This is a genomic window from Duganella sp. Root198D2, from assembly GCF_001428585.1.
GTDB lineage: Bacteria > Pseudomonadota > Gammaproteobacteria > Burkholderiales > Burkholderiaceae_D > Rugamonas.
This window is the reverse complement of record NZ_LMIC01000001.1, coordinates 257,476-279,444: the sequence shown is the minus strand read 5'-3', so window position 1 is coordinate 279,444 and position 21,969 is coordinate 257,476. Positions and strand designations below refer to the sequence as shown.

Below are 21,969 nucleotides of genomic sequence, written 5' to 3'. Positions count from 1 at the left end.
ACCGTAGGCGCGGGAGAACTCATGTTAGTGCAAGCACTGTACAGGTAATATAGGACGTTCAGCGCGACAAATGTAGGATATTGCCTACCTTTTTTCAATCTGGAAAATCAATCCATCGGCAACCAGGTAGACTTTATCGCTGGCTTGCGGAATTAAAGAATGCCCGCCAGTAAAGGCGCCAAAGGCCGGCAGGATAGTCCGCGTAGTGCCAAGCAGAAAGCAAGGCAGGCGCAGCGACTCGCGCCCAGTGCGCAGGTGAAACACGGGATGCACATGGCCGGCGATGACGTAGCCTTCGCCAGCGACGTCGGGGTGGTGGCACAAGGCGAAAGGACCGCAGGCAAACGGTTCCTCGACCACGGCCACATCCAATAAGGTGGACGGGTCGCCCGCGTGCCAGTCATGGTTGCCGCGCACCAGCAGCAACTCCAGCTCCCGATGCCGCCCGCGCCAATCTAGCATGGCCTGCAATGTTGCCGTTGCCTGTGCCGCCTTCGAATGCAGGAAGTCGCCGAGAAAGACGAGACGCCGCGTGTCATAAGCAGTTACCAACGTTTCGAGCGATGCAAGGTTTTCACTGGTGATCCCGCGCGGTACCGGCACGCCCAAAGCGCGGAAGCTGGCGGCCTTGCCGAAATGGATGTCGGCTACCATCAGGGTCCTGGCGGCGGGCCAGTACAAGGCCTTTTGCGGCAACAGCAGCACCTGCTCGCCCGCCAGTTCTGCTGCAACGGCATTCATGGGCCGGCCGCCTTTTCGAGTTCGCGCAACATACGGGCCACCCGGTCGGACAGCCTTTCCGTCGTCAGCTTTTCGCGGAAGCGTTCAACCATCAGTGCAAAGCCGAACGGCGTGGCGCGCGGCACCTGGTGGAAGCTGGCCCGGCGCCGCTGTAGATCATCCAGCGTGGCGCGCAGGCGCCCCAGTTCAAGCTCCTGTTCGAGCACCTCGCGCTGGGCTTGTGTCAGCAGCAGGTTGCCGGCATCGTGCTTGCGGAAGACTTCAAAGAACAAGGAAGAGGAAGCCTGCAGCTGCCGGTTGCTTTTCGGCTGCCCCGGATAGCCCTGGAAAATCAGGCCCGCGATGCGCGCAATTTCGCGAAAGCGGCGTTGCGACAGTTCGCTGGCATTCAGGCTCGCCAATACGTCCTCCAGCAACTGTTCGCTGCTGAAAGCATCGCCATCGACCAGCGCCTCGCGCCACGGCATCGCTTGCGGCGCCAGCAATTCAAAGCCGTAGTCGTTGACGGCAATCGAAAATGTGGCGGGCAGTGTGCGCGCAATACGGAAGGCCAGCAGGGAGGCCAGCCCGATGTGTACCGAACGTCCGGCAAAGGGATAGACGAACAGATGATGCCCTTCCCTGCTTTCCATGGCCTCGATCACAGTCGCGTCGGGCGTGGGCAGCGCCGACCAGCGCTGCTGGATTTCCAGCAGCGGCCGGATGGCCTGCATTTCCGGACCGTCGTAGCGCCCTTCAGTGGCACGCCGCAACTGCTCCAGCGCGGCACGGGCCAGTTCGGACGACAGCGGCATCTTGCCGCCCTGCCAGCGCGGCACCGCCCCCTTGGCGCCGGTGGCCCGGCGCACGAACGCTGTCATTTCATGCATGCGCACGAATTCGAGGATACGTCCGCCGAACAGGAAGTGGTCGCCCTTGGCCAGCCGCGCGATAAAGCCCTCCTCCACGCTGCCAAGCGCGGACCCATTCATATATTTCACCTGCACCGTCGCTTCCGAAACAATGGTGCCGATGCCCATGCGGTGGCGGCGCGCGATGGCAGCGTCGGGCACGCGGTAAATGCCTCCCTCGTCCGGCAGCACGCGGCGGTATTCGGGATAGGCCGACAGGCTTTGCCCGCCGCGCGCCACGAAGTCCAGCGCCCATTGCCATTCCTCCCCGCTTAGCGCGCGGTAGGACCATGCTGTGCGCACCTCGGCCAGCAGTTCCTCGCTGCGAAAGCCGCCTCCCACGGCCACCGTGACCAGGTGCTGCACCAGTACGTCCAGCGGTTTTTCCGGCGGCAGGCGTGGCTCAATGTGACGTTCGCGCACGCCTTCGATAGCGCCGGCGGCTTCCAGCAGCTCCAGGCTATGGGTTGGCACCAGCGTGATGCGCGACGTGCGGCCAGGCGCGTGTCCCGAACGGCCGGCGCGCTGCAGCAGGCGCGCAATGCCTTTCGCGCTGCCGATCTGCAGCACCCTTTCGACCGGCAGGAAGTCGACACCCAGGTCAAGGCTCGAGGTGCACACCACCGCTTTCAGCCTGCCCTGTTTCAGGCCCTGCTCGACCCATTCGCGTACTTCCTTGTCGAGCGAGCCATGGTGCAGGGCAATCAGGCCGGCCCACTCCGGCCGTGCCGCGAGCAGGTTCTGGTACCACAATTCCGCCTGGGAGCGGGTGTTGCAGAACACCAGGGTACTGGCGTGCCGGGCGATCTCGTTCGCCACCGGTTCCAGCATCTGGATGCCAAGGTGCCCGGCCCAGGGGAAGCGCGATGGATGCTCGGGCACCAGGGTATCGATCAGCAGCTCCTTGCGCAGATGGCCTTCGACAATCACGCCTTGCGGCGCCAGCACCTCGCGCGCCTGCTGCAGGTTGCCGAGGGTGGCCGAGAGGCCCCACACCACCAGCGCTGGCTGCCAGTTGCGCAGCCGGGCCAGCGCGAGCTGCGTTTGCACACCGCGCTTGTTTCCCATCAGCTCATGCCATTCGTCGACTACCAGCATGTCGAGATTCGCAAACAGCTCCTGCGCCTCAGGGCGGCTAAGCAGGACGGTGAGGCTTTCCGGGGTCGTCACCAGTGCGTGCGGCAGGATGCGCGCTTGCCTGGCTCGCGTTGCGCTGTCGGTGTCGCCGGTGCGGGATTCAATCTGCCAGCCTGGCTGCAAGTCGGCGGCCGAGGACTGCAATGCGCGCAAGGTGTCCGCAGCGAGTGCGCGCATGGGCGTGACCCAGAGCATGCGCAAGCCCGGCTTGCGGCTGGCTTTCGCACGCTGCAAGGCCGCGAGCCAGACAGCCAGTGTCTTGCCCGAGCCGGTCGTTGCGTGCAGCAGGCCGGATGCGCCGCGCCCGGCAGCATCCCATACCTCGCGCTGGAAGGGGAAAATTGACCAGCCGCGCGCCGCGAACCATGTTTCCACCGCCTCGCGCGAAGGTCCGGCAGGCGCGCCGGCGGCAAGCACCCGCACCCGCACCGGCGCCGGCGCCGGCCCGGCAGGCGGCTGGCGAGACGGCAAGGGGCGTGGCCGGGGGAAAGCCGGGCTCATGGCGGCGCCTGCACCAGCAAACCGCGCAAGGTATCGAGCGTATCGGCGTCTTCAACCGCCTTGTCATCGCGCCGCCGCAAAATGCGTGGAAAACGCACCGCGATCCCCGACTTGTGGCGCGGCGACAGTGCAATGCCTTCGAAGCCGATCTCGAATACCATGGTCGGCTTCACGCTGCGAACCGGCCCGAAACGCTCAATGGTGGTGCGGCGCACCGCATTATCCACCTGCGCTATCTCCGCATCGGTCAAGCCGGAATAGGCCTTGGCAAACGGTACCAGCTTGCGTTCGCCATCCGCGTCGCTATCCCACACCGCAAACGTGTAATCGGTGTACAGCGAAGCGCGCCTTCCATGCCCCGCTTGCGCATAGACCAGCACCGCATCAACGCTGAAGGGATCGATCTTCCACTTCCACCACGTACCCACGTCCTTGGTGCGCCCAACGCCGTACTGCGCGCCCCGCGCTTTAAGCATCATGCCCTCCACGCCGCGCGCGCGCGACTCGGTCCGGACCTGCGCCAGCTGCGCCCAGTCTTCCGCCAGCACCAGCGGCGACAGCCGCAGTTGCGGCTGTCCTGCCTGCCCTACCAATCGCTCCAGCAAGGCACGCCGCTCGTGTTGCGGCAACTGGCGGATGTCAACGCCATCCAGCTCGAGCAAATCATAGGCCACCAGCACCGCCGGTAACTCGGCCAGCAGTTTCGCGCCCAGCAGCTTGCGGCCAATGCGTTTTTGCAGTGCCGCGAACGGCGCGGGTGCATCGCCTTGTGGCCAGACCAGGATTTCGCCATCGATCACCGTTCCCTGCGGCAGGCGGATGGACACCAGCTCGGGGAAGCGCTCGGTAATCAAGTCTTCGCCGCGCGACCACAGGAAATTCAGCCCGGCCCGCGATACCAGCTGCGCACGCATGCCATCGTATTTCCACTCGACCTGCCAGTCGGCCAGCTCCCCCAGCGCGGCGGGATCGCCCTGTAAGGCGTGCGCCAGGAAAAACGGATACGGTTGCCCGCCGCGCTCCGCATGTTCAGTCGCCGAGGGCGCCGCAATCAATTGCAGGAAGCCTTGCGCCGTGGGCCGCACCCGGCCATCGGTCCAACCCATCAGGCGCTGCGCGACAAGCTTGCTGTCCACCGCTGCGATGGCACTGAGCGCACGCGTAACCAATAGGCGCGATACGCCGACACGGAAGCCGCCGCCAATCAATTTGACGAGGAGGAAGCGTTCGCGCGTCTCGAGTTCATCCCAATAGCGGAACAAGGCCGCCCGCACCTCGTCCGGAGCTGCGCCGCGCAAAGGGGCGATACGCTGTTCGATCCACTGCGCCAGGCCAACATCGCTTTCCCGCTTGGGCGCTGGCAGGATATGGGCGATCGTCTCCGCCAGGTCGCCGACCGCGTTGTAGCATTCATCGAACAGCCATTCGTCCAGTCCGGCATACGCCGTCGCATACTGGCGCAGCAGCTTGACCGGGACCGCCTGCCGCGGCTTGCCGCCGGCCAGGAAATAAACGGCCCATGCCGCATTTTCCGGCGCGGCCTTGCTGAAATAAGCCTGCAGTGCTTCCAGCTTGCGATTGGTGGACGTGGTTTCGTCCAGTTCCGCATACAGGCGCGCAAACTCACGCATCGCCCGCCTCCGCTGTCGCCCCTGCCGCCCCCGCCTCCTCGTCGCCGTATTCGGTATCGAAGGCCTTGGCATCGTAGCCGTTCTGGCACAGCCAGCGCACCATGACGGGAATCGAACCGTGCGTGACAATTACACGCTGCGCTCCTGTCGCACGGATTGCTTGCATCAGGCCGGGCCAGTCGGCATGGTCGGACAGGACGAAACCCCGGTCCACCGCCCGCCGCCGGCGCGCGCCGCGCAATTGCATCCAGCCGCTGGCAAAGGCGTCGCTCAAATCGCCGAAGCGCCGTATCCACGGAGATCCGGCAGCCGAGGGCGGCGCCAGTACCAGCGCCTGGCGCAGCGCGGCCTTGTCCACATCGCTCACCATGACGGTTGGCGGCAGCGCAACGCCTCCTTCGCGATAAATCCGGTTCAGCGGTTCCACCGCGCCATGGCAGACAATTGGGCCAATCGATGGATCGAGCCCGCTGAGGATGCGCTGCGCCTTGCCGAACGCGTAGCACAGCATGACGCTGCAGCGCTCCTCCTGCGCATTGCGGCGCCACCAGGCATTCATATCGTCGAAGATTGCCTGCTGCGGCTGCCAGCGGTAGATCGGCAGGCCGAAGGTCGACTCGGTGATGAAGCAGTGGCAGCGCACTGCTTCGAATGGCGTGCAGATAGCATCGGGTTCCACTTTGTAGTCGCCGGAGGCAACCCACACCTCGCCCTGGTATTCCATGCGCACTTGTGCCGAGCCGAGGACATGCCCGGCCGGGTGCAGCGAAATACGCACGCCATTGTGCTCGAGCGCCTCGCCGTAAGCCATGGCCTGCACATTGATATCGCCAAGCCGGGCACGCAGTATGCCAGCCCCCGGCGCGGCGCACAGGTAATGCGCATGGCCGGGCCGTGCATGGTCGCCATGGCCGTGCGTGATCACAGCGCGTTCCACTGGCCGCCAGGGGTCGATGTAAAAGCCGCCGGGTACGCAGAAAAGGCCTTCCTTGCGTACCACTACCATGTCCGCCATGATCACGCTCCTGTGCCGATTGTCGGCGGCGACCTGCAGTTGTCGCAAGTACCGCAGCGCTCGATGCCGGTGGATTCGTCGCCGAAGTAGTCGAGCAGGAGCTTCCAGCGGCAATATCCGCTCTGGGCGTACGACACCATTTGCGCCAGCGCTTCGCGGTCATGCTCCTGCTTTTCGCGATAGCGCTCCGCCAGCCGTTCGAAGTCGACCGGGCGCGGCGCGGCGCCGGCCAGCCGGTACTGCAGCTTGCGGTCCTGTTTCAGCCAGCCGCCTTCCTTCAACAGCTTGAGCGCGACCTGGCTGCGATTGTCGCGCGGCCGTTCGCCGCTGGAAGTTGCCTGGTACGCTGCGCGAAGCAGGGCCGCGTCGGGATAGCTGCGCGCCAGGAAGAACTGCTGCACGCGCTTATCCTCGTGGAAGTACAACAGCGTGCAGTCAGCGGCTCCGCTGTCGCGTCCAGCCCGCCCCGCCTCCTGGTAGTAGGCTTCCAGGCTGGCCGGCACCTGCAGGTGGATCACGAAGCGGATGTCGGGCTTGTCGATGCCCATGCCGAAGGCGTTGGTTGCCACCATCACGCGGCGCGCGCCGGACATGAACAGCTCCTGGTTCTGGTGGCGCTCGCCCGCATGCAGTTTGCCGTGGTAGAGCGCCACGCTTTCGCCGGCCTCCTCGAGCGCCGCCAGCATATCCTGCGCGGCCTTGACGGTGGCAGTGTAGACGATGCCGCTGCCGCCTGTCTCGCGCACCAGGCGCAGCGACTCGGCCGCGCGCTCATCGGAATTGGTGACCTGGCGCACCGCCAGGTGCAGGTTCGGCCGGTAGATGCCGGTGTTCACCACGCGCATCTGCGGCGCGCCGAGCTGGCGGCGGATATCGTCCACCACTTCATCGGTGGCAGTAGCGGTCAGCGCCAGCACCGGCGGGCGGCCCAGCGCGTCGAGCGCAGCCCCGATATCGAGATAGGCGGGACGGAAATCGTGGCCCCAGCGCGAGATGCAGTGGGCTTCGTCGACCACCACCAGACCGATATCGGCCTGGTGCAGCAGGGACATGAACTCCGGCGTCGCCAGCCGCTCCGGCGTGCAGAACACGATGCGGTCTTCATTATCCTGCAAACCCTGCAGTGCCTCCTGCTGTTGCCCGGCCGGTATTTTGCTGTTGAGCTGTGCGGCTTCAATGCCAATGCCGTCGAGCTTCTCCGCCTGGTCTTTCATCAGCGAAATCAGGGGCGATACCACCACGGTACTGCCCTTCAATATTGACGCCGGGATCTGGTAGCACAGCGACTTGCCGCTTCCGGTTGGCATGATGGCAAGCGTGTCGTGGCCCGCCAGCACGCTGTCGATCACTTGTTGCTGGCCGGCGCGCAGGCGCTCGACGCCGAACACCTCGCGCAACAGCCGGTGGATTTGAGGATGAGTAGCCATGCCCGCAACTTAGCGCGATTGCTGGTAACATGTCGGCGTCCTAAGTAACATACCGAGCGGCAAATGTCTTTCTCCCTCAGCGAAAATACCTACAGCACCGATACTCCCGAAGCCAAGCGCGCCATGTATCAAGACTTGCGCTCGCAACTGGGCGGCCTGGTGCACGGCGAACATGACTGGATCGCCAACACGGCCAATGCCAGCTCGCTGGTGTTCAACACCATGCCGGGCTTGAACTGGGCGGGCTTCTATTTCATGCAGGGCCCGGATGAACTGGTGCTCGGCCCGTTCCAGGGCAAGCCGGCCTGCATCCGCATCAAGAAGGGCCGCGGCGTATGCGGCAGCACCGTTGAAAAGCGCGCGACCAGCGTGGTGGAAGACGTGCATGCCTTCCCTGGCCATATCGCTTGCGATGCCGCCTCGCGCTCGGAACTGGTGGTGCCGATTTTCGGCAAGGATGGCGCGGTGATCGGCGTATTCGACCTCGACAGCCCACTGCCAGGACGCTTCGATGCGGTCGACGCCGAAGGCATCGAATCGCTGGTCCGCATCCTTGAACAATCCCGCACCTGACCTGCCTCACATCTTGCCCCGCTCGCGCTTGACTGGGGCAAGTGCCAGCGCCAGGCTTCGCGGCGGCGCTGCCGTTCACTGTTGATGAGCTGCTCGATGTCGCTTTTGAGCCTTAGGCAAGCTTGCGCGGACCTTGACTGCGATACTGATCAGGACACCAAGTGTCCCGATTGTTTCCAGCAATGCGTTAAGCATGATTCCCTCCGAAGTAAGTCTTCCAGAAAAACACCAGCGTGATACAGGATGTCGCGACCAGCGTGATGGCGCGGATCACCTTGGGCGGCGTGCGGCGCCCCAACTTTGCGCCGCCGTAGCCGCCGGCCACGGCGCCGGCCAGCATCGCCAGCGTCACCGGCCAGTGCACCGCATCCGCCATGCTGAACGCCAGCACCGCCACCGCATTGGCTGCACTGACCAGCAAGGTGCGCGGCGCATTCAAATCCTTCAGGTCGCGCTTGTCGATCAAACCCCACGTCGCCATCATCATGATCCCGACCGCACCGCCAAAATAGCCGCCGTACACGCCCAGGAAGAACTGGACCAGCAGCACAGCCGGCGACCTCACCTGAAAGCGTGCGCGCAAGGCTTCGCCAAGGCGCCGCCCGAAGGCCAGCGCAATCGACGCCGCCAGCAGCAGCCATGGCAGCGCAAAGGTGAAAGCCGTCGATGAAGTCCGCAGCAACAGCCAGGCGCCAGCCAGGCCGCCGCACAGTGTAGTCACCAGCAAAAAACGCAGCGGCACCCCGCCAACGGGCCGCAAGCCATCGCGGTAGGCCCAGGCACTGGCCAGGCCGCCCGGAAACAAGGCTACCGTACTGGAAGCATTCGCCTGAACCGGTGGCACCCCGACCGCGATCAGCGCCGGCAGGCTGACGAAAGATCCGCCCCCAGCCAGCGCGTTCATCGCCCCGGCCAGCAAGCCTGCGGAAAAAGTCAGAATCATTGAGTCCATGCCAGCGATGTTAGTCGCCAGGCCACAGTCCCGCAATCTGGCAATTCCGGTGCTACACTTCGGAAATTCCGAATGCTGGAGACCATAGATGCGCTTCGACCTGACCGATATGCGGCTTTTCCTCACCGTCGTGGAATGCGGCAGCCTGACCCAGGGCGCGCGCACCATGCACCTTGCGCTGGCATCGGTCAGCGAGCGCATAGCCGGCATGGAGGCAGCATTGGGGGCGCCGCTGCTTGAGCGCAACCGGCGCGGCGTGCGCGCCACGGCGGCCGGCGAAGCCCTGCTGCGCCATGCACGCTCGATCCTGGGCCAGGTTGAGCAGATGCGCGGCGAACTGCGCACCTATGCTACCGGCCTGAAGGGGCGCATCCGCCTGCTGTCGAATTCCGCTGCCCTGGCGGCCTTCCTGCCGCCGCACCTGTGCCGCTTCCTGGCCGCCTATCGCGACCTGTCGATCGACCTGCTGGAGCGCCCCAGCGCAGAGATCGTCCAGTCCTTGGTGGACCGGCGCGCCGACCTCGGCATCGTGGCGGACATCACCGATTTCGGTCCGCTCCAGACGCACCTGATCGCCAGCGACCAGCTGGTGGTAGTGGCCAGCCATGCACACCGCTTGGCGCAGAAAACCGCCGTAACGTTTGCCGATATCCTGGGCGAACCGATCGTCGGCATCGCCGATACCGCACTCGAAACGCACCTTGGGGAACGCGCCTCGCGCCTGGGCCACCAGCTCGACTACCGCATCCTGCTGCGCAGCATCGACCATGTGGCAATGCACGTCGAAGCGGGCATCGGCATATCGATCATGTCCGGCGCAGTGGCGCGCCAGCTGCGGCGCGACCTGGCCATCGCGCCGCTGGCTGAAACCTGGGCGACGCGCCGGCTCTACCTGTGTGCGCGCGACTTTGCAGTGCTGACGCCGCACGCCAGCCTGCTGGCCGAACAATTGCTGGAAGATGCTCCGCCTGCTGCCTCAGGCCAGTAGCGCTACGCCCATCGAGCGCGCCTCGGCGGCAGCCAGGTCGAGCAGTGCGGCAAGGTCCGGGAAGTTTTCCAGGCATTGCACGATATCGGAGCGCCGCACCAGGTAGTCGTCCTGCGGCGCAGGCAGCGGCGACAGCACGGGGCACAGGTGGCGCGCCAGCAGCAGCGTATCGCGCAGGCCGGATGGCGGCAGGCTGATGGCGCCATCGCGCAGCGTCATGATGGCAGCGCCAACCGCTTCCGGCACTTCGAGCCTGCGCAGTACTGCGCGCGCCACGATTTCCTGCACCGGCCCCAGGCGCGGGCCCATTTCATCCAGCAAGCCGGGCACCTGGTCGGCTTGCGACAACAGGAAGAAATTGCCGGCTTCATGCACGATGCCGGCGAACAGCGCGGTATCGGGATCGGTGCCGGTGATATGGCGCGCCACCTGGTAAGCGATGGCTGCCACGTGGGCAGAGTACTTCCATAATTGATCGGCATGCTCGCGCAGTTGCGCATCGCGGATACGGGCGCCGAACTGGCGCACCACCATGGCGGCCGCCAGCGAATACAGGTTGCGGTAGCCAAGCCGCATCACCGCGGCGCGCGCGCTGGTGATCGCCGCAGCGCCATGGCGCCGGAACACGGCGGCATTGGCCAGCGCAACGGCACGCGCTGCCAGGACCGGTTCGCCCAGCACCTTGCGCGCTATTTCATCGTCGTGGCAATCAGGGTCAGCCAATGCAAGCTGCAATGCCAGTGCGGCATTGACGCTGGTGGGGAATACCAGTTCCCCACGCTGCACTTCCGAGATAATGGTGGCAAGGTCCCTGAGCTTTTCCATGCAAGAAATTATACCGACGCCGTCCGCAATGCGCGCACATTGCCTGGCAGGCGGCGCGCAGCGGGAGCCTTGCGCACAACGGGCGCGGCCTCGCCTTCATTCCCCAGCGTGAAGATGCTGATCGATTTCACCAGCATCTGCGCCTGGTCCTGCAGGCTGGCCGACGCGGCCGCGGTCTGCTCCACCAGCGCCGCATTCTGCTGCGTGGTGTCGTCCATCTGCGTCACGGCCATATTGATTTGCTCGATACCGTTGCCCTGCTCGGCCGACGCGGTGGCGATTTCCTGCATGATGGCCGTGATACCCTGCACGCTCTTCAGCACCTCCTGCATCGCATGGCCGGCTTCGCCCACCAGGCGGTTGCCGGTTTCGACGCGGTTCACGCTGTGGTTGATCAAGTCCTTGATCTCCTTGGCTGCCGAAGCCGAGCGTTGTGCCAGGTTGCGCACTTCGGAAGCCACCACGGCAAAGCCGCGCCCTTGCTCGCCGGCGCGCGCCGCTTCCACCGCGGCATTCAGGGCCAGGATATTGGTCTGGAAGGCGATGCCATCGATCACGCCGATGATGTCCACGATCTTGCGTGAGCTATCGTTGATTTCACCCATGGTCTGCACCACTTGCGATACCACTTCGCCGCCCTTGCCGGCGACGGTGGAAGCGTTGTGCACAAGCTGGTTGGCCTGGCGTGCATTATCGGCGTTCTGCTTGACGGTGGAAGTCAGTTCTTCCATCGAGGAAGCGGTTTCCTCCAGGTTGGATGCCTGCGCTTCCAGGCGCGAAGAGACGTCGGCGTTGCCGGTTGCGATATCGCGGCTGGCGGCATTGATCTGGTCCACGCTGGCGCGCACGTCGGACACGATGCCGCGCAGGCTTTGACTCATGGATTTGAGCGAGCGCAGCAACTGCCCGACTTCGTTGGGCGGGCCGACGTCGAAGTCGTTATCGAGTTTTCCCTGCGCCACCTCGTCCGCCACGGCGATGGCGTTTTTCAGCGGCAGCGTCACCGAACGCGCGATCAGGACGCAAATCCAGGCCGCCAGTGCAAACAGCGCCACCATCGAGACCACCATGATCCAGCGCTGCTCGGTGAAGCCGGAGATTTTTCCGGAAAGCATGCTATCGATTTCCTTCGCTGCCGCTTCATTGACGGCAAACTGCATATCGATTGCCGCCGTGGTCTTGGCCACCCACTCTTCACCGGAATAGGTCAGCGGATCGGCTTTCACGATCTGCTCCGTGCCCAGGTCCACGATCTTGCGCGCCGCCTCGCCCGCCTCGCGCAGCTGCGCGCCGAGCTTGGCCTCGATGGCCGGATTCGCCGCGGCCGCCTTGCCAAAGGCAGTCAGGGTCTGGTCCAGGCGATCGGTCACGCGCGACATGATGGCCGCCTGCTGCATACGGTCTTCAGGCGTCGCTTCCTTTTTCGCCAGCAGGCCGGCGCCTTTGGCACGGGTCTTACCGGTCTCTTCAGTCAGCCATGGCAGCTGGTAGAACATCGACTGGATCAGCTGGTACGTGTCCTTGTCGGGATCGAGGCTCAGACCATAGGCATCGCCGATCAGTTCATTCACCTTGAGCAGCTTCGGCACCAGGCCGGTATGTCCAGCATAGCTTTGCGGCACGGTGATCTTGCCTTCCGCCACGTTGCTGCGCAGCGCTTCCCATTCCTGCTTGGCGGCGGCGAACGCATCGATGATGGCCTTGTCGCCCAGCGCGGCAGCCGCTTTTTCCAGCCGGCCGTAGGCCGCATCGGCCTCGGCTTGCTTGGCGCGGCGCTTTTCCGCCACGCTCGTGACACCGCCCAGCACCAGCGCCGACAGGCCACGGTGCTGCTGCGTGTATTGCACGACCTTGAGGCCGTCGACCACGATCGGCAAGCCTTCATGCTCGCCCTTGTAAGCGTCGAGCACCTTGCCCGCCTCGCTCAGGTAGAGGAAGGCAGGAATGATCGCCAGCAGTGCCGCGATCAGGCCGAGGATCAGGAACTTGTGAGCCAGCTTGAGTTGACCGAGAAGCGAGGTAGGATTCATGGCAATTTCCTAAAGACAAGTTTGGCAAAAAGTGCGTTGCGGCACCGCGATACCTCTTGCTTTGATCTTATGCCGAATTAAGGCCTGGCGTTACAATTCGTGAGAATTTACTACTTAAATCACTTTCTCCATCACCATTTCTGTTGCGGCGGCGCGAAACAATTGCTAATGAAGAATTTAACTTTCATGATGCATGTTTAAGGGCTTTGCTATAGTGCGTCTATGAAACTTTTAATGCCGTTATTGACGCTGCTTGCTGCGTTGCTGTCGCCGGCCGTAATGGCGGAGACAGTTACCGTGTACACCAGCGCCAATTTCGCGCCCCTTGTAATCGACGGCACGCGCGGCATCTATTACGAAGCCATCGAGTACCTGAACAAGCAGGCCACCGACGGCACCAGTTTCCGGCTGGCCTACCTGCCGCGCAAACGACTGCAGATGCGGCTGGAAGACGGCACGCTGGACGGCATCGTTATTGGCATGATGCCCCAATGGTTCGATGACGTCGCACAGAAGAAATACCTGTGGACCACGGCCTTCGCTGTCGACCACTTCGTGCTGGTGTCGCGCAGCGAGCATCCGGTGCAGATGGATGTTCCGCAAGGACTGGCTGGCAAATCGATAGGCTTGACGCTTGGCTATGTCTATCCGGGAATCGATGAATGGATCCAGCGCCACGGCCTGCAACGCCAGGATGCCATCAGCGAGGAGATCAACCTGGAGAAGCTGCGCCGCGGCCGCATCGATTGCGTGGCAGTGTCGGAATCGACGGCGCGCTATTTCGTACGCCAGCACGGGCTGCATGGCAGCCTGACCCTGGTGGACTTTCCGGGGCGCGCAACGGAACGCCGCTTCCTGGTACCGATGGGGCGCAACGACTTGTTCGACAAAGTCGCGCCGATCATCAAACGCATGCGCGAAGACCCCCAGTGGCTGCGCATGACATCGAAATATCAGTAATTGAATTTCAGCTGGATGCCGTAGCTGCGCGGTTCGTTGACGACACCGGTGAAGTTGTTGAAATCGATGGCTGCTACCGCCACCACTTTATTGGTCACATTGCGCACGAAGGCAGCCACCTCGAAGCGCTCGCGCCCATCCTTGTAGCCAAGCCGCAGGCCGCCATCGAGCAAGGGGCGCGCCTTGTACTCCACGGCCTCGTACAGGAAGAAATTGTATTGGCCGCGATAAGCCCAGTCGGTGGCCGCAAACAGCGCGCCGCTGCGCCAGGGCCGGCTGTAGCGCAGCGTGGCATTGGCGATCCAGCGCGGTGAACGCGGCAGCGGATTGCCATCGATGAAAACGTTATTGGGCGCCGTACCGCGCGGGTCGAGCACCGTGCAGCCATTGCCGCAGGGGAGCACGAACAAGCCGGCATCGCGAATCCTGGTCGCGTTATAGCTGGCGCCCACGCTGGCTGTCCATTCGCTGTTGGGGCGCACCAGCCCTTCCACTTCGATACCCTGCCCGCGTACCTTGGCCGCGTTGACCAGGCGGTTCTGGTTGACGACGCCGCTGCCGGCGGTGAGCTGCATATCAGCGACCGTGTAGCGGAACAGCGCCAGGCCAAGGCGCGCACGGTGCTGCATGAAGTCCTGCTTCCAGCCCGCCTCCCAGCTCACGGCCTGCTCGGCGCGCGCCACGGAAATGCTGTTGCCGAACAGGATGCGGCCCTGGATCGATGGCGCGCGGTAGCCGGTCGCAACCCGCGCATACACGTGGCTGTCGGGCGACAGGGCTTGGGTCGCGCCAAGATCCCAGCTGAGATCATTGCCGCGCGGCGCCGCTGCCAGTCCCGCAATCGGCTGCGCCCCCGGCGCCGGTTGCGGGCGGGCGGCGAAGAAGTCCTTGCGGTCCTTGGTATAGCGCAGGCCCGCGCGCAGCAGCAGGCCCGGACGTGCACGCCACGCCAGGGCGCCAAAGGCGGCCAGCGAGCGGCTGTCCTGCTCCTGCCAGGCGTAGGCATTCTGGCTGTTGCCGTTGAAGGTGTCGAAACCGAAGCTGTCGATCCTGATCTTTTCGCTGAAACCATACACGCCGGCCAGCCAGCTCCACTCGCGGGCCGGGTCGGATTCCAGCCGGACCTCCTGCGTCAACTGCCTGTGCCTGGGCAGCGCATCGGCAGTCTCGGACGGGAATGGTATGCGGCCCGGCCCCATCGGCAAATGCGACAGCGAACCATAGCCCGCATCCACGTCGGCGCGGCTGTAAAAGCGCGCCCGCTCCCAGCCCGAAATGGCATGCAGGCTCAGGCCATCGAACTGCCAGCGCAGGCGCAGGCTGGCGCCGCCCGTCTTCAGGTGCTGGTGGTTGATGCCGTCCGTCGGCAGGCTGGCGTAATCAAAGCCCGGCACCAGCGCGTTGCTGCCCTTCTGCATGATATTGGCGCGGAACAGCGTGGCGCGCCCTCCCATGCGGCGCGCATGCCCGTTCAGCAGCGCACTGAAGGCCGGACCCGGCTGGTACAGCAGTTGCACCCGCGCGGCGTTGTCGTGGTAGCCCTCGAATTCCGTGGTGGCGGCATTGGGGCGGTCGTTGAAGACGCGGTTGGCGCGGTGCTGGCTAAGCAGCGAGACGCGCAGTGCCAGCGTTTCTCCGAGCGCCGTATTGAACGCCCCGTCCGCGTTGCGCATGCGGTCCTTGCCGATGCCGGTGTTCAGGTAGCCCTCGCGCCGGAATGCCGGCCGCACCGCATCGAACTTCACCACGCCGGCCGGTGCATTGCGTCCGAACAGGCTTCCTTGCGGCCCGCGCAGCACTTCCACCTGCTGCAGGTCGAACAGCGGGAAGGACTTGAGCAGCGGGCTTTCCTGCACCACTTCGTCATACACCACGCCGACCGGCTGCGCCGCATTCAGGTCGAAGTCCGTATTGCCCAGGCCTCGCAGGTAGAAGCGCGGGAACGACCGGCCAAAGTCGGATTCGATGTGCAGGCTCGGCATGCGCGCGGCAAGGTAGCGCAGGTCGCGGCCACTGGCGCCCAGCAGGCCGAGCGCTTCACCGCCCAGCACCGAGACATTGAACGGCACCTCCTGCAACGGCTCCGCGCGGCGCTGTGCGGTGACATAGACGCTGGGCAGCCCACCTTCCTGCGCCGGCTGCGCCCTCGCCTGCGGCAATACCGCCAGTCCCGCCACACCGATCGCCCACCATGCGCGCATGCTGCCTCCTGTGTGGTTTCATGCTAGCAGAGTTAGCTGAGCGTGGCATAATGATAGTTTCAATTTAACCATCCCCGGGCAATGGGTTCTTTGCTGCGCACCTCTGTGTTGGCCTGCCTGCTTGCAGCAGGCGCTATGGCATCGGCGCAACATCGGCCGGGCGTCGTGTCGTTCCAGCGCATTGCCATGCCGGACCAGGTGCCGGCGCACCTCAGTACCGCCATGGTGCAGGACGCGCAGGGCTTGCTGTGGATCGGTACCCAGGATGGCCTGGTGCGTTACGACGGCTACGGCTACAAGGTGTTCCGCCCGCAGCCCGGCGATTCGTCGGCGCTGGGCGGCAGCTATATCCGCGCCCTGCACGCCGCGCGCGATGGCCGGCTGTGGATCGGCACCATCAGCGGCGGCCTGTCCGTATTCGATCCGCGCACGGAACGCTTCGCGCAATACCGTCACGACCCGCAACGCAAGGACAGCCTGGCCAACGACCGCGTGGAAGGCATCGTGGAACTGGCCGGCGGCATGCTGTGGCTGGCCACCGATAACGGCCTGTCGGTGCTCGATCCCGCCAGCGGCCGGTTCACCCATTACCGCCACGTCGAAGGCGACAGCAGCAGCCTGGCCAACAACCAGCTGCGCGCAGTGCTGCTGGACCGCGAAGGACGATTGTGGGTCGCCGGCGATGCCGGCTTGCAGCGCTGGCTCGGCGACGGCCGCTTCTCGGCGCCGGTGGGACCGGCCAATGCGATCCGCCTGTTCCAGGACAGCCAGGGCCGCATCTGGATCGGCAGTTCGCGCCAGGGGGCCGCCGTATACGATCCGGCCAGCGGCAAAGTGCACGCCCTGCCGGGCCTGGGCCACTTCTGGATCTACAGCATTGCCGAACCGCTGCCAGGCGAAATCTGGCTTGGTACTTTCGGCAAAGGCATCGACGTGGTCGACGGCGCCAGCCTGGCGGTGGTCGACCGCCTGCAATACGACAGCACCAGCACTTCCAGCATCGGCAACGATCGCATCGGCGCCCTGCTGGTGGATCGCTCAGGCCTGGCCTGGACCGGCACATGGGGCGGCGGCATTGCCCACCACGATCCGTCCAGCCGCGCCTTCCTGAAGCTGCGCCACAGCCCGGCCAACCCGCTGGGTCCCAGCCATCCCGCCATTGTGCGCGCGCTGGAAGCGGCCGACGGCAAACTGTGGCTGGGCACCAATGGCAATGGCGTCGACGTGCTGGATGCCGGCGGCAAACTGGTGGCGGGCCTCCGGCCCGACGCCCGTCGCAGCGATGCCCTGGCCGACAGCGCCGTCACCTGCCTGGCGCAAGGACCGGATGGCAGCATGTGGGTGGCGACGCTGGACGGCACACTGCACCGCCAGCGCCCCGGCCAGCAAGGCTTCCAGCGTTTCGGCAGCGCGCAAGGAATGCCCGGCGGCCCTGTGCGCGCCATGGTTTTTGGCACCGACGGCGCACTGTGGGCCGGTGCCCAGCAAGGCCTGGCGCGCATCGGCAAGGATGGCACAGTGAACGCCTGGCGCCACCAGCCGGACGACCCTGGCAGCCTGTCGGGCCGCGAAGTCGAAGCGCTCGCCTTCACGCCGGACGGCACGCTGTGGATCGGCACCAATGACGGCCTGAATGCCTTCGATACCAGGTCCGGCAAGGCGCGCCGCATTTACCGCGACCCGGCACGGGCCGACAGCCTGCCCGACAACTGGGTGCCGGACCTGATGGTCGACAAGGACGGCCAGCTCTGGCTGGCCACCCAGTCCGGCGCCGCCATCCTGCGCTCCTTCGACGGCACGGCGGCGCACTTCGACGTGCTGTCGGCGCGCCTGAAGCTGCCGCCCCACCCGCCCGAATCGCTGCTGCAGGATGCGCAAGGCCAGGTGTGGCTCGGCAGCCGCGTGCGCATCGACCCGCTGACCTGGCGCTGGCGCAGTTTCGACCGCGCCGACGGCAACGAGTTCCGCACCCTGTACTATGCCAGCCGCGCACGCATGCGCAGCGGCGACCTGCTGTTTGGTTCGCCGGAGGGCTTGCTGCGCGTGCGGCCGCACATGCTGCGGCGCTGGGAATACCAGCCGGCCGTGACGGCCACCGCACTGACGATCGATGGCGTCGAGCAACCCGGCGCCGGCATCCTCCCCGAGCGCACGCTGGCTCCCGGCCAGCGCGACCTGCGCCTGGAGTTTGCCGCACCCGACTTCAGCGCGCCGGAACAGCAGCAGTACCGCTACCGCCTGGACGGCTACGATGCCGGCTGGGTCAGCGTCGATGCCCGTCAACGCGTAGCCGCCTACTCGCACCTGCCGCCGGGAGACTACCGGTTGCGGGTGCAGGCCAGCAACCGCGCCGGCCAATGGAGCCCGCAGGAATGGGCGCTTAAGCTGCACGTGCAGCCTGCCTTCTACCAGACCTGGTGGTTCCATGCTTCCATGTGGGTGCTGGGCGCGCTAGGCGTCGCCTTCCTGTTCCGCCTGCGCCTGCATGCCCTGCGCCGCCGCGGCGAACGGCTGGAGCGCCTGGTGGCGGAACGCACCGCCGAACTGGAAGCGGCTTCGCGCCGGCTGGAGCAAGCCAGCCTAACCGACCCGCTGACCGGCCTGCACAATCGCCGCTACCTTGAGCAGACCATCCAGGCCGACTTCGACCTGGCCGCGCGCCGCCATCGCAACGTGCCGCCGGAACCGCATTCCGACCTGGTGCTGTTCATGCTCGACCTCGACCACTTCAAGTGCGTCAACGACCAGCACGGCCATGCCGCCGGCGACGCCGTGCTGCAGCAGACCGCCGGCCTGCTGCGCGACTGCATGCGCAGCTCCGACCACATCGTGCGCTGGGGCGGTGAGGAATTCCTCCTGGTGGCGCGCTTCATCGACCGCGACGACGCGCCCGCGCTGGCGGAAAAGATTCGCCTGGCTGTCGCGGCCCATGAATTCCATATCCCCGGCGGCCAGATGCTGCGCAAGACCGTATCGATCGGCTTCGCCGCCTTCCCCGGCATGCCGGGCCGCCCCAGCGCGCTGACGCCGGAATCGCTGCAACGGCTGGCCGACGCCGCGCTGTACGCCGCCAAACATACCTGGCGCGACGCCTGGGTCGGCGTGCAGGCGCGCAGCGGCGAGGCCGGCCTGTCGCGCTTCCTGGCCGATCCCACCAGCGCGGTGGCGGCAGGCGACGTCTCGCTGCTGGTACCGCAGCAGCGCGGCCGCGTTGTGAATTGGCACTAGTTGACCATTGCGACGTGCACGTAAATTGCCTTTGCTACATTTTTAAATAGAATAGCTGCAATGGCCGCCGGGCCGCCACGCAAGGGAGCGGGCATTGTCTGCAGTGAATCGGGTGCTGGGTGTCAGGGCCAGGCTGGCGATCCTGGTATTGGGCTGCGTGATCCCAATGGCGACGGCAGCGGGCTTCCTGCTGGCCGACTATTACCAGCGCGGGCGGCAGCAGCTGGTCAACAGCACGTTAACCCGTGCCCAGGCCATGGCCGCGGAACTGGACCGCGAGTTCGATCACAACGCGGCCGCGTTGCAGGCGCTCGCCACGTCGCGCGAGTTGCATGACGGTGAGCTGGCCGCCTTCCACACCCGCGCTACCGAGGCGCTGGCCAACCTGCGCGCCGACAGCCTGGTGCTGGTCGGCCTCGATGGCAGCCTGGCATTGTCCACCCGCCGGTCTTATGGCTCACCCCTGCCCAAACTGCCGCGCACCCCGCTGCTCGCGAAAATCCTGGCTACTGGCAAGCCCGGCGAGTCGGCCCTGTTTCCCGGGCCGCTGGCGGGCAAGCTGATCTACACTGTTGGCGTACCGGTGCGCCGCGATGGGCAGATTGTGATGACCCTCAATGCGACAGCGGCGCCCGAGCAGCTTGACGCCTTGCTGGCGGCGCAGCAACTCCCCGGCAGCTGGCGCGCCGGCATCCTCGACAGTCAGGGCAAGATCGCGGTGCGCAGCCATGACAGCGCACACTATGTCGGAAAAGAGGCAACGCCTGCACTGATGCAGCATATTGCACAAGCGAGCGACGGCGGCTTCGAGGCGCACACCCTGGATGGCATCCCGGTGTACACGGTATACAGCACGGCGCCGCGCAGCAGATGGGTGGTAGCGATGGGCATCCCGCTCGATGAGCTGACAGGCGCCCTGCGCCACGCTTTGGCTTGGCTGGTAGCCGGAACCGTGGCCGCGCTGGCACTGGGTTTGGCACTGGCTTGGCGCATGGGAGACGCCATTGCCGGCAGCGTGCAAGCCCTGATGGAGCCGGCGCGTGCCGTGGGACAGGGCCAATTGCCCGTCATTCCGTTGCAGCCGCTGCGGGAAGCCAACGAATTGCGGCAAGCCCTGCTCGACGCCGCGCAGCAATTGCGCAGTGCCCAGGCCTCGGCGCAGGAAAGCGCCGACCGCCTGGCGCTGGCCGCTGAATCGGCCGAGCTGGGGCTGTGGGTACGCGACCTGGAGCACAACCAGGTATGGGCTTCCCCGCTATGGCGCAAGCTGTTCGGCTTCCAAATGGAAGAAACCGTGACGGTGCATGCCGTAATGCAGCGCGTCCATCCGGATGACCGGGCCAGCGCAGGTGCCGTGCTGACTGCGCCGCGCCAGCGCTATCATACCGAATTCCGCCTGCTGCTGGCCGACGGCAACTTGCGCTGGATCAGTTCGCGCGGCAGTGTCGAGGCCGGTAGCGGCGGCCAGCCACGCCTTGTGCGCGGCGTGTCGCTGGACATCAGCGAGCGCAAACAGGCAGAGCTGGCAATCTTGCAAAAGCAGCAGGAAGTCACCCACCTGTCGCGCGTCGCCATGCTGGGCGAACTGTCCGGCGCGCTGGCGCACGAACTGAACCAGCCGCTGACAGCCATCCTCAGCAACGCGCAAGCGGCCCAGCGCTTCCTGCGCGCGCCGCAGCCGGCACTCGACGAAGTAACTGAAATCCTGGCCGACATTGTGGCCGCCGATCGCCGCGCCGGCGACATCATCCGCCGCCTGCGCAGCCTGTTCGGCAAGAAGGATACTCAGCAACACCCTATCCTTGCGAGCGCCTTGGCCACCGAAGTCGCAGCGCTGCTGCGCAACGACTTCATCAACCGCGGCGTGGCGCTGCGGCTGGATGTGCAAGTGGCCGATGCGGAAGTACTGGCCGATCGCGTGCAAGTGCAGCAAGTGCTGATCAACCTGCTGGTCAATGCCTGCGACGCCATGGCCGGCTGCGCCCCGGGCACGGCCAACGTCACGCTGCACTGCCGGCGTGAATCGGACGGCATGCTGGGCTTCGTGGTCAGCGATTGCGGCCCCGGCATTGCCGACGGCCAGCTGGAGCGTATCTTCGATCCCTTTTTCAGCACCAAGGAGCATGGCATGGGCCTCGGCCTGTCAATTTGCCGCAACATCGCCACCGCCCACGGCGGCAAGCTGTGGGCTGCCAACCTGGCAAGCGGTGGCGCCGCCTTCCACCTCACCTTGCCGGAGGCTGCTTGAGCACGCGCCCCTGGGTCAACCTGGTGGACGGCCAGCCGGAAGTGCGCAAGGCCCTGCTACGCTTGCTGGCTGCGGCCGGCTACCAGGCGCGCGGCTTTGCCAGCGCGGCCGACTTCCTGGCTGCCGGCGCGCCGCAGGAAGCTGGCTGCATCGTGCTCGATCTCGAAATGCCCGGCACCGATGGCCTGGGACTGCAGCGCCTGCTGGCCGAGCGTGCCAGCCTGCTGCCGGTGATCTTCCTCAGCGGCCATGGCGACTTGGCCTCCGGTGTGCAAGCAATGAAGGCAGGCGCCACCGATTTCCTGACCAAGCCGGTTGATGAAGCCACCCTGCTGGCGGCCGTCCAGGCGGCGCTGCAGCGGAACCAGGCGGCACACGCCAGCCAGGCCAGCCAGTCGGACCTGCGGCAGCGCCTGGACAGCCTGACGCCGCGCGAACGCGACGTCCTGCCGCTGTTGGCGGAAGGTATGCTCAATAAGCAGATTGCCGCCACCCTGGGCACGGCGGAGCAGACCATCAAGATCCACCGCGCCCGCATCCTGCAAAAAATGCAAGTGCGCAGCGTGACCGCCCTGGTGCGCCTGCTCGGCCAGGCATAGCACCAAGGTGTAATAGCCACCTT

General features: G+C 65.4%; 15 protein-coding genes. 6 read left to right on the top strand and 9 right to left on the bottom strand.

Annotation, left to right across the window (positions count from 1 at the left end; genetic code table 11):
* Positions 1-84: 84 nt before the first annotated feature.
* Genes pdeM through ASE26_RS01295 form a run of 5 tightly spaced genes read right to left on the bottom strand, consistent with a single transcriptional unit; the run spans position 85 to position 7,342 of the window.
* Entirely contained in the window at positions 85-741 is a 657-nt protein-coding gene (gene pdeM, locus ASE26_RS01315; RefSeq protein ID WP_057245473.1) for a ligase-associated DNA damage response endonuclease PdeM, read from the bottom strand.
* Complete coding sequence (locus tag ASE26_RS01310) at positions 738-3,269, bottom strand: ligase-associated DNA damage response DEXH box helicase (RefSeq protein ID WP_082507310.1); 2,532 nt, start codon at positions 3,267-3,269, stop codon at positions 738-740. Before ASE26_RS01310 ends, pdeM begins: the two co-directional genes overlap by 4 nt.
* Complete coding sequence (locus ASE26_RS01305; RefSeq protein WP_055931123.1) at positions 3,266-4,900, bottom strand: ATP-dependent DNA ligase; 1,635 nt, start codon at positions 4,898-4,900, stop codon at positions 3,266-3,268. Before ASE26_RS01305 ends, ASE26_RS01310 begins: the two co-directional genes overlap by 4 nt.
* Positions 4,893-5,915 (bottom strand): ligase-associated DNA damage response exonuclease, encoded by a 1,023-nt coding sequence (locus ASE26_RS01300; protein WP_057245472.1) that lies wholly within the window; start codon positions 5,913-5,915, stop codon positions 4,893-4,895. The genes ASE26_RS01305 and ASE26_RS01300 overlap by 8 nt, the downstream gene beginning before the upstream one ends.
* 2 nt (positions 5,916-5,917) lie before the next feature.
* The gene (locus ASE26_RS01295) at positions 5,918-7,342 is read right to left on the bottom strand and encodes an ATP-dependent DNA helicase RecQ (RefSeq protein ID WP_082507309.1); all 1,425 of its coding nucleotides are present in this window, start codon (positions 7,340-7,342) and stop codon (positions 5,918-5,920) included.
* A 63-nt stretch (positions 7,343-7,405) separates the two neighbouring features.
* Here ASE26_RS01295 and ASE26_RS01290 point away from each other — a divergent pair, with 63 nt between their 5' ends.
* Positions 7,406-7,915: a GAF domain-containing protein gene (locus ASE26_RS01290; protein ID WP_082507308.1), complete on the top strand. Its 510-nt coding sequence runs from the start codon at positions 7,406-7,408 to the stop codon at positions 7,913-7,915.
* A gap of 187 nt (positions 7,916-8,102) precedes the next feature.
* On the opposite strand, the gene ASE26_RS01285 is transcribed toward ASE26_RS01290, so the two are convergent.
* Complete coding sequence (locus tag ASE26_RS01285) at positions 8,103-8,867, bottom strand: sulfite exporter TauE/SafE family protein (protein ID WP_055931113.1); 765 nt, start codon at positions 8,865-8,867, stop codon at positions 8,103-8,105.
* Positions 8,868-8,955: 88 nt separating this feature from the next.
* On the opposite strand from ASE26_RS01285, the gene ASE26_RS01280 reads away from it, so the two are divergent.
* Entirely contained in the window at positions 8,956-9,855 is a 900-nt protein-coding gene (locus tag ASE26_RS01280) for a LysR substrate-binding domain-containing protein (RefSeq protein WP_055931110.1), read from the top strand.
* Here the strand turns inward: ASE26_RS01280 and ASE26_RS01275 are convergent.
* Complete coding sequence (locus ASE26_RS01275) at positions 9,844-10,680, bottom strand: HDOD domain-containing protein (RefSeq protein ID WP_055931107.1); 837 nt, start codon at positions 10,678-10,680, stop codon at positions 9,844-9,846. The two genes, ASE26_RS01280 and ASE26_RS01275, sit on opposite strands and share 12 nt — an antisense overlap.
* A gap of 8 nt (positions 10,681-10,688) precedes the next feature.
* The gene (locus ASE26_RS01270; protein ID WP_055931104.1) at positions 10,689-12,710 is read right to left on the bottom strand and encodes a methyl-accepting chemotaxis protein; all 2,022 of its coding nucleotides are present in this window, start codon (positions 12,708-12,710) and stop codon (positions 10,689-10,691) included.
* 234 nt (positions 12,711-12,944) lie between these two features.
* Between ASE26_RS01270 and ASE26_RS01265 the strand changes: the two genes are divergently transcribed.
* Positions 12,945-13,670, top strand: a complete 726-nt coding sequence (locus ASE26_RS01265) for an ABC transporter substrate-binding protein (RefSeq protein ID WP_055931101.1) — start codon at positions 12,945-12,947, stop codon at positions 13,668-13,670.
* On the opposite strand, the gene ASE26_RS01260 is transcribed toward ASE26_RS01265, so the two are convergent.
* Positions 13,664-15,871, bottom strand: a complete 2,208-nt coding sequence (locus ASE26_RS01260; protein ID WP_055931098.1) for a TonB-dependent receptor — start codon at positions 15,869-15,871, stop codon at positions 13,664-13,666. The genes ASE26_RS01265 and ASE26_RS01260 overlap by 7 nt on opposite strands.
* A 135-nt stretch (positions 15,872-16,006) precedes the next feature.
* Between ASE26_RS01260 and ASE26_RS01255 the strand changes: the two genes are divergently transcribed.
* From ASE26_RS01255 to ASE26_RS01245, 3 genes are all read left to right on the top strand, one after another.
* Positions 16,007-19,099, top strand: coding sequence for a ligand-binding sensor domain-containing diguanylate cyclase (locus ASE26_RS01255; RefSeq protein ID WP_162246558.1), 3,093 nt, complete (start codon positions 16,007-16,009; stop codon positions 19,097-19,099).
* 103 nt (positions 19,100-19,202) lie between these two features.
* On the top strand, positions 19,203-21,347 hold the full coding sequence (locus tag ASE26_RS01250; RefSeq protein ID WP_229208105.1) for an ATP-binding protein: 2,145 nt from the start codon (positions 19,203-19,205) through the stop codon (positions 21,345-21,347).
* Entirely contained in the window at positions 21,344-21,946 is a 603-nt protein-coding gene (locus ASE26_RS01245) for a response regulator transcription factor (RefSeq protein ID WP_057245470.1), read from the top strand. The genes ASE26_RS01250 and ASE26_RS01245 overlap by 4 nt, the downstream gene beginning before the upstream one ends.
* The last annotated feature ends 23 nt before the right edge of the window (positions 21,947-21,969 follow it).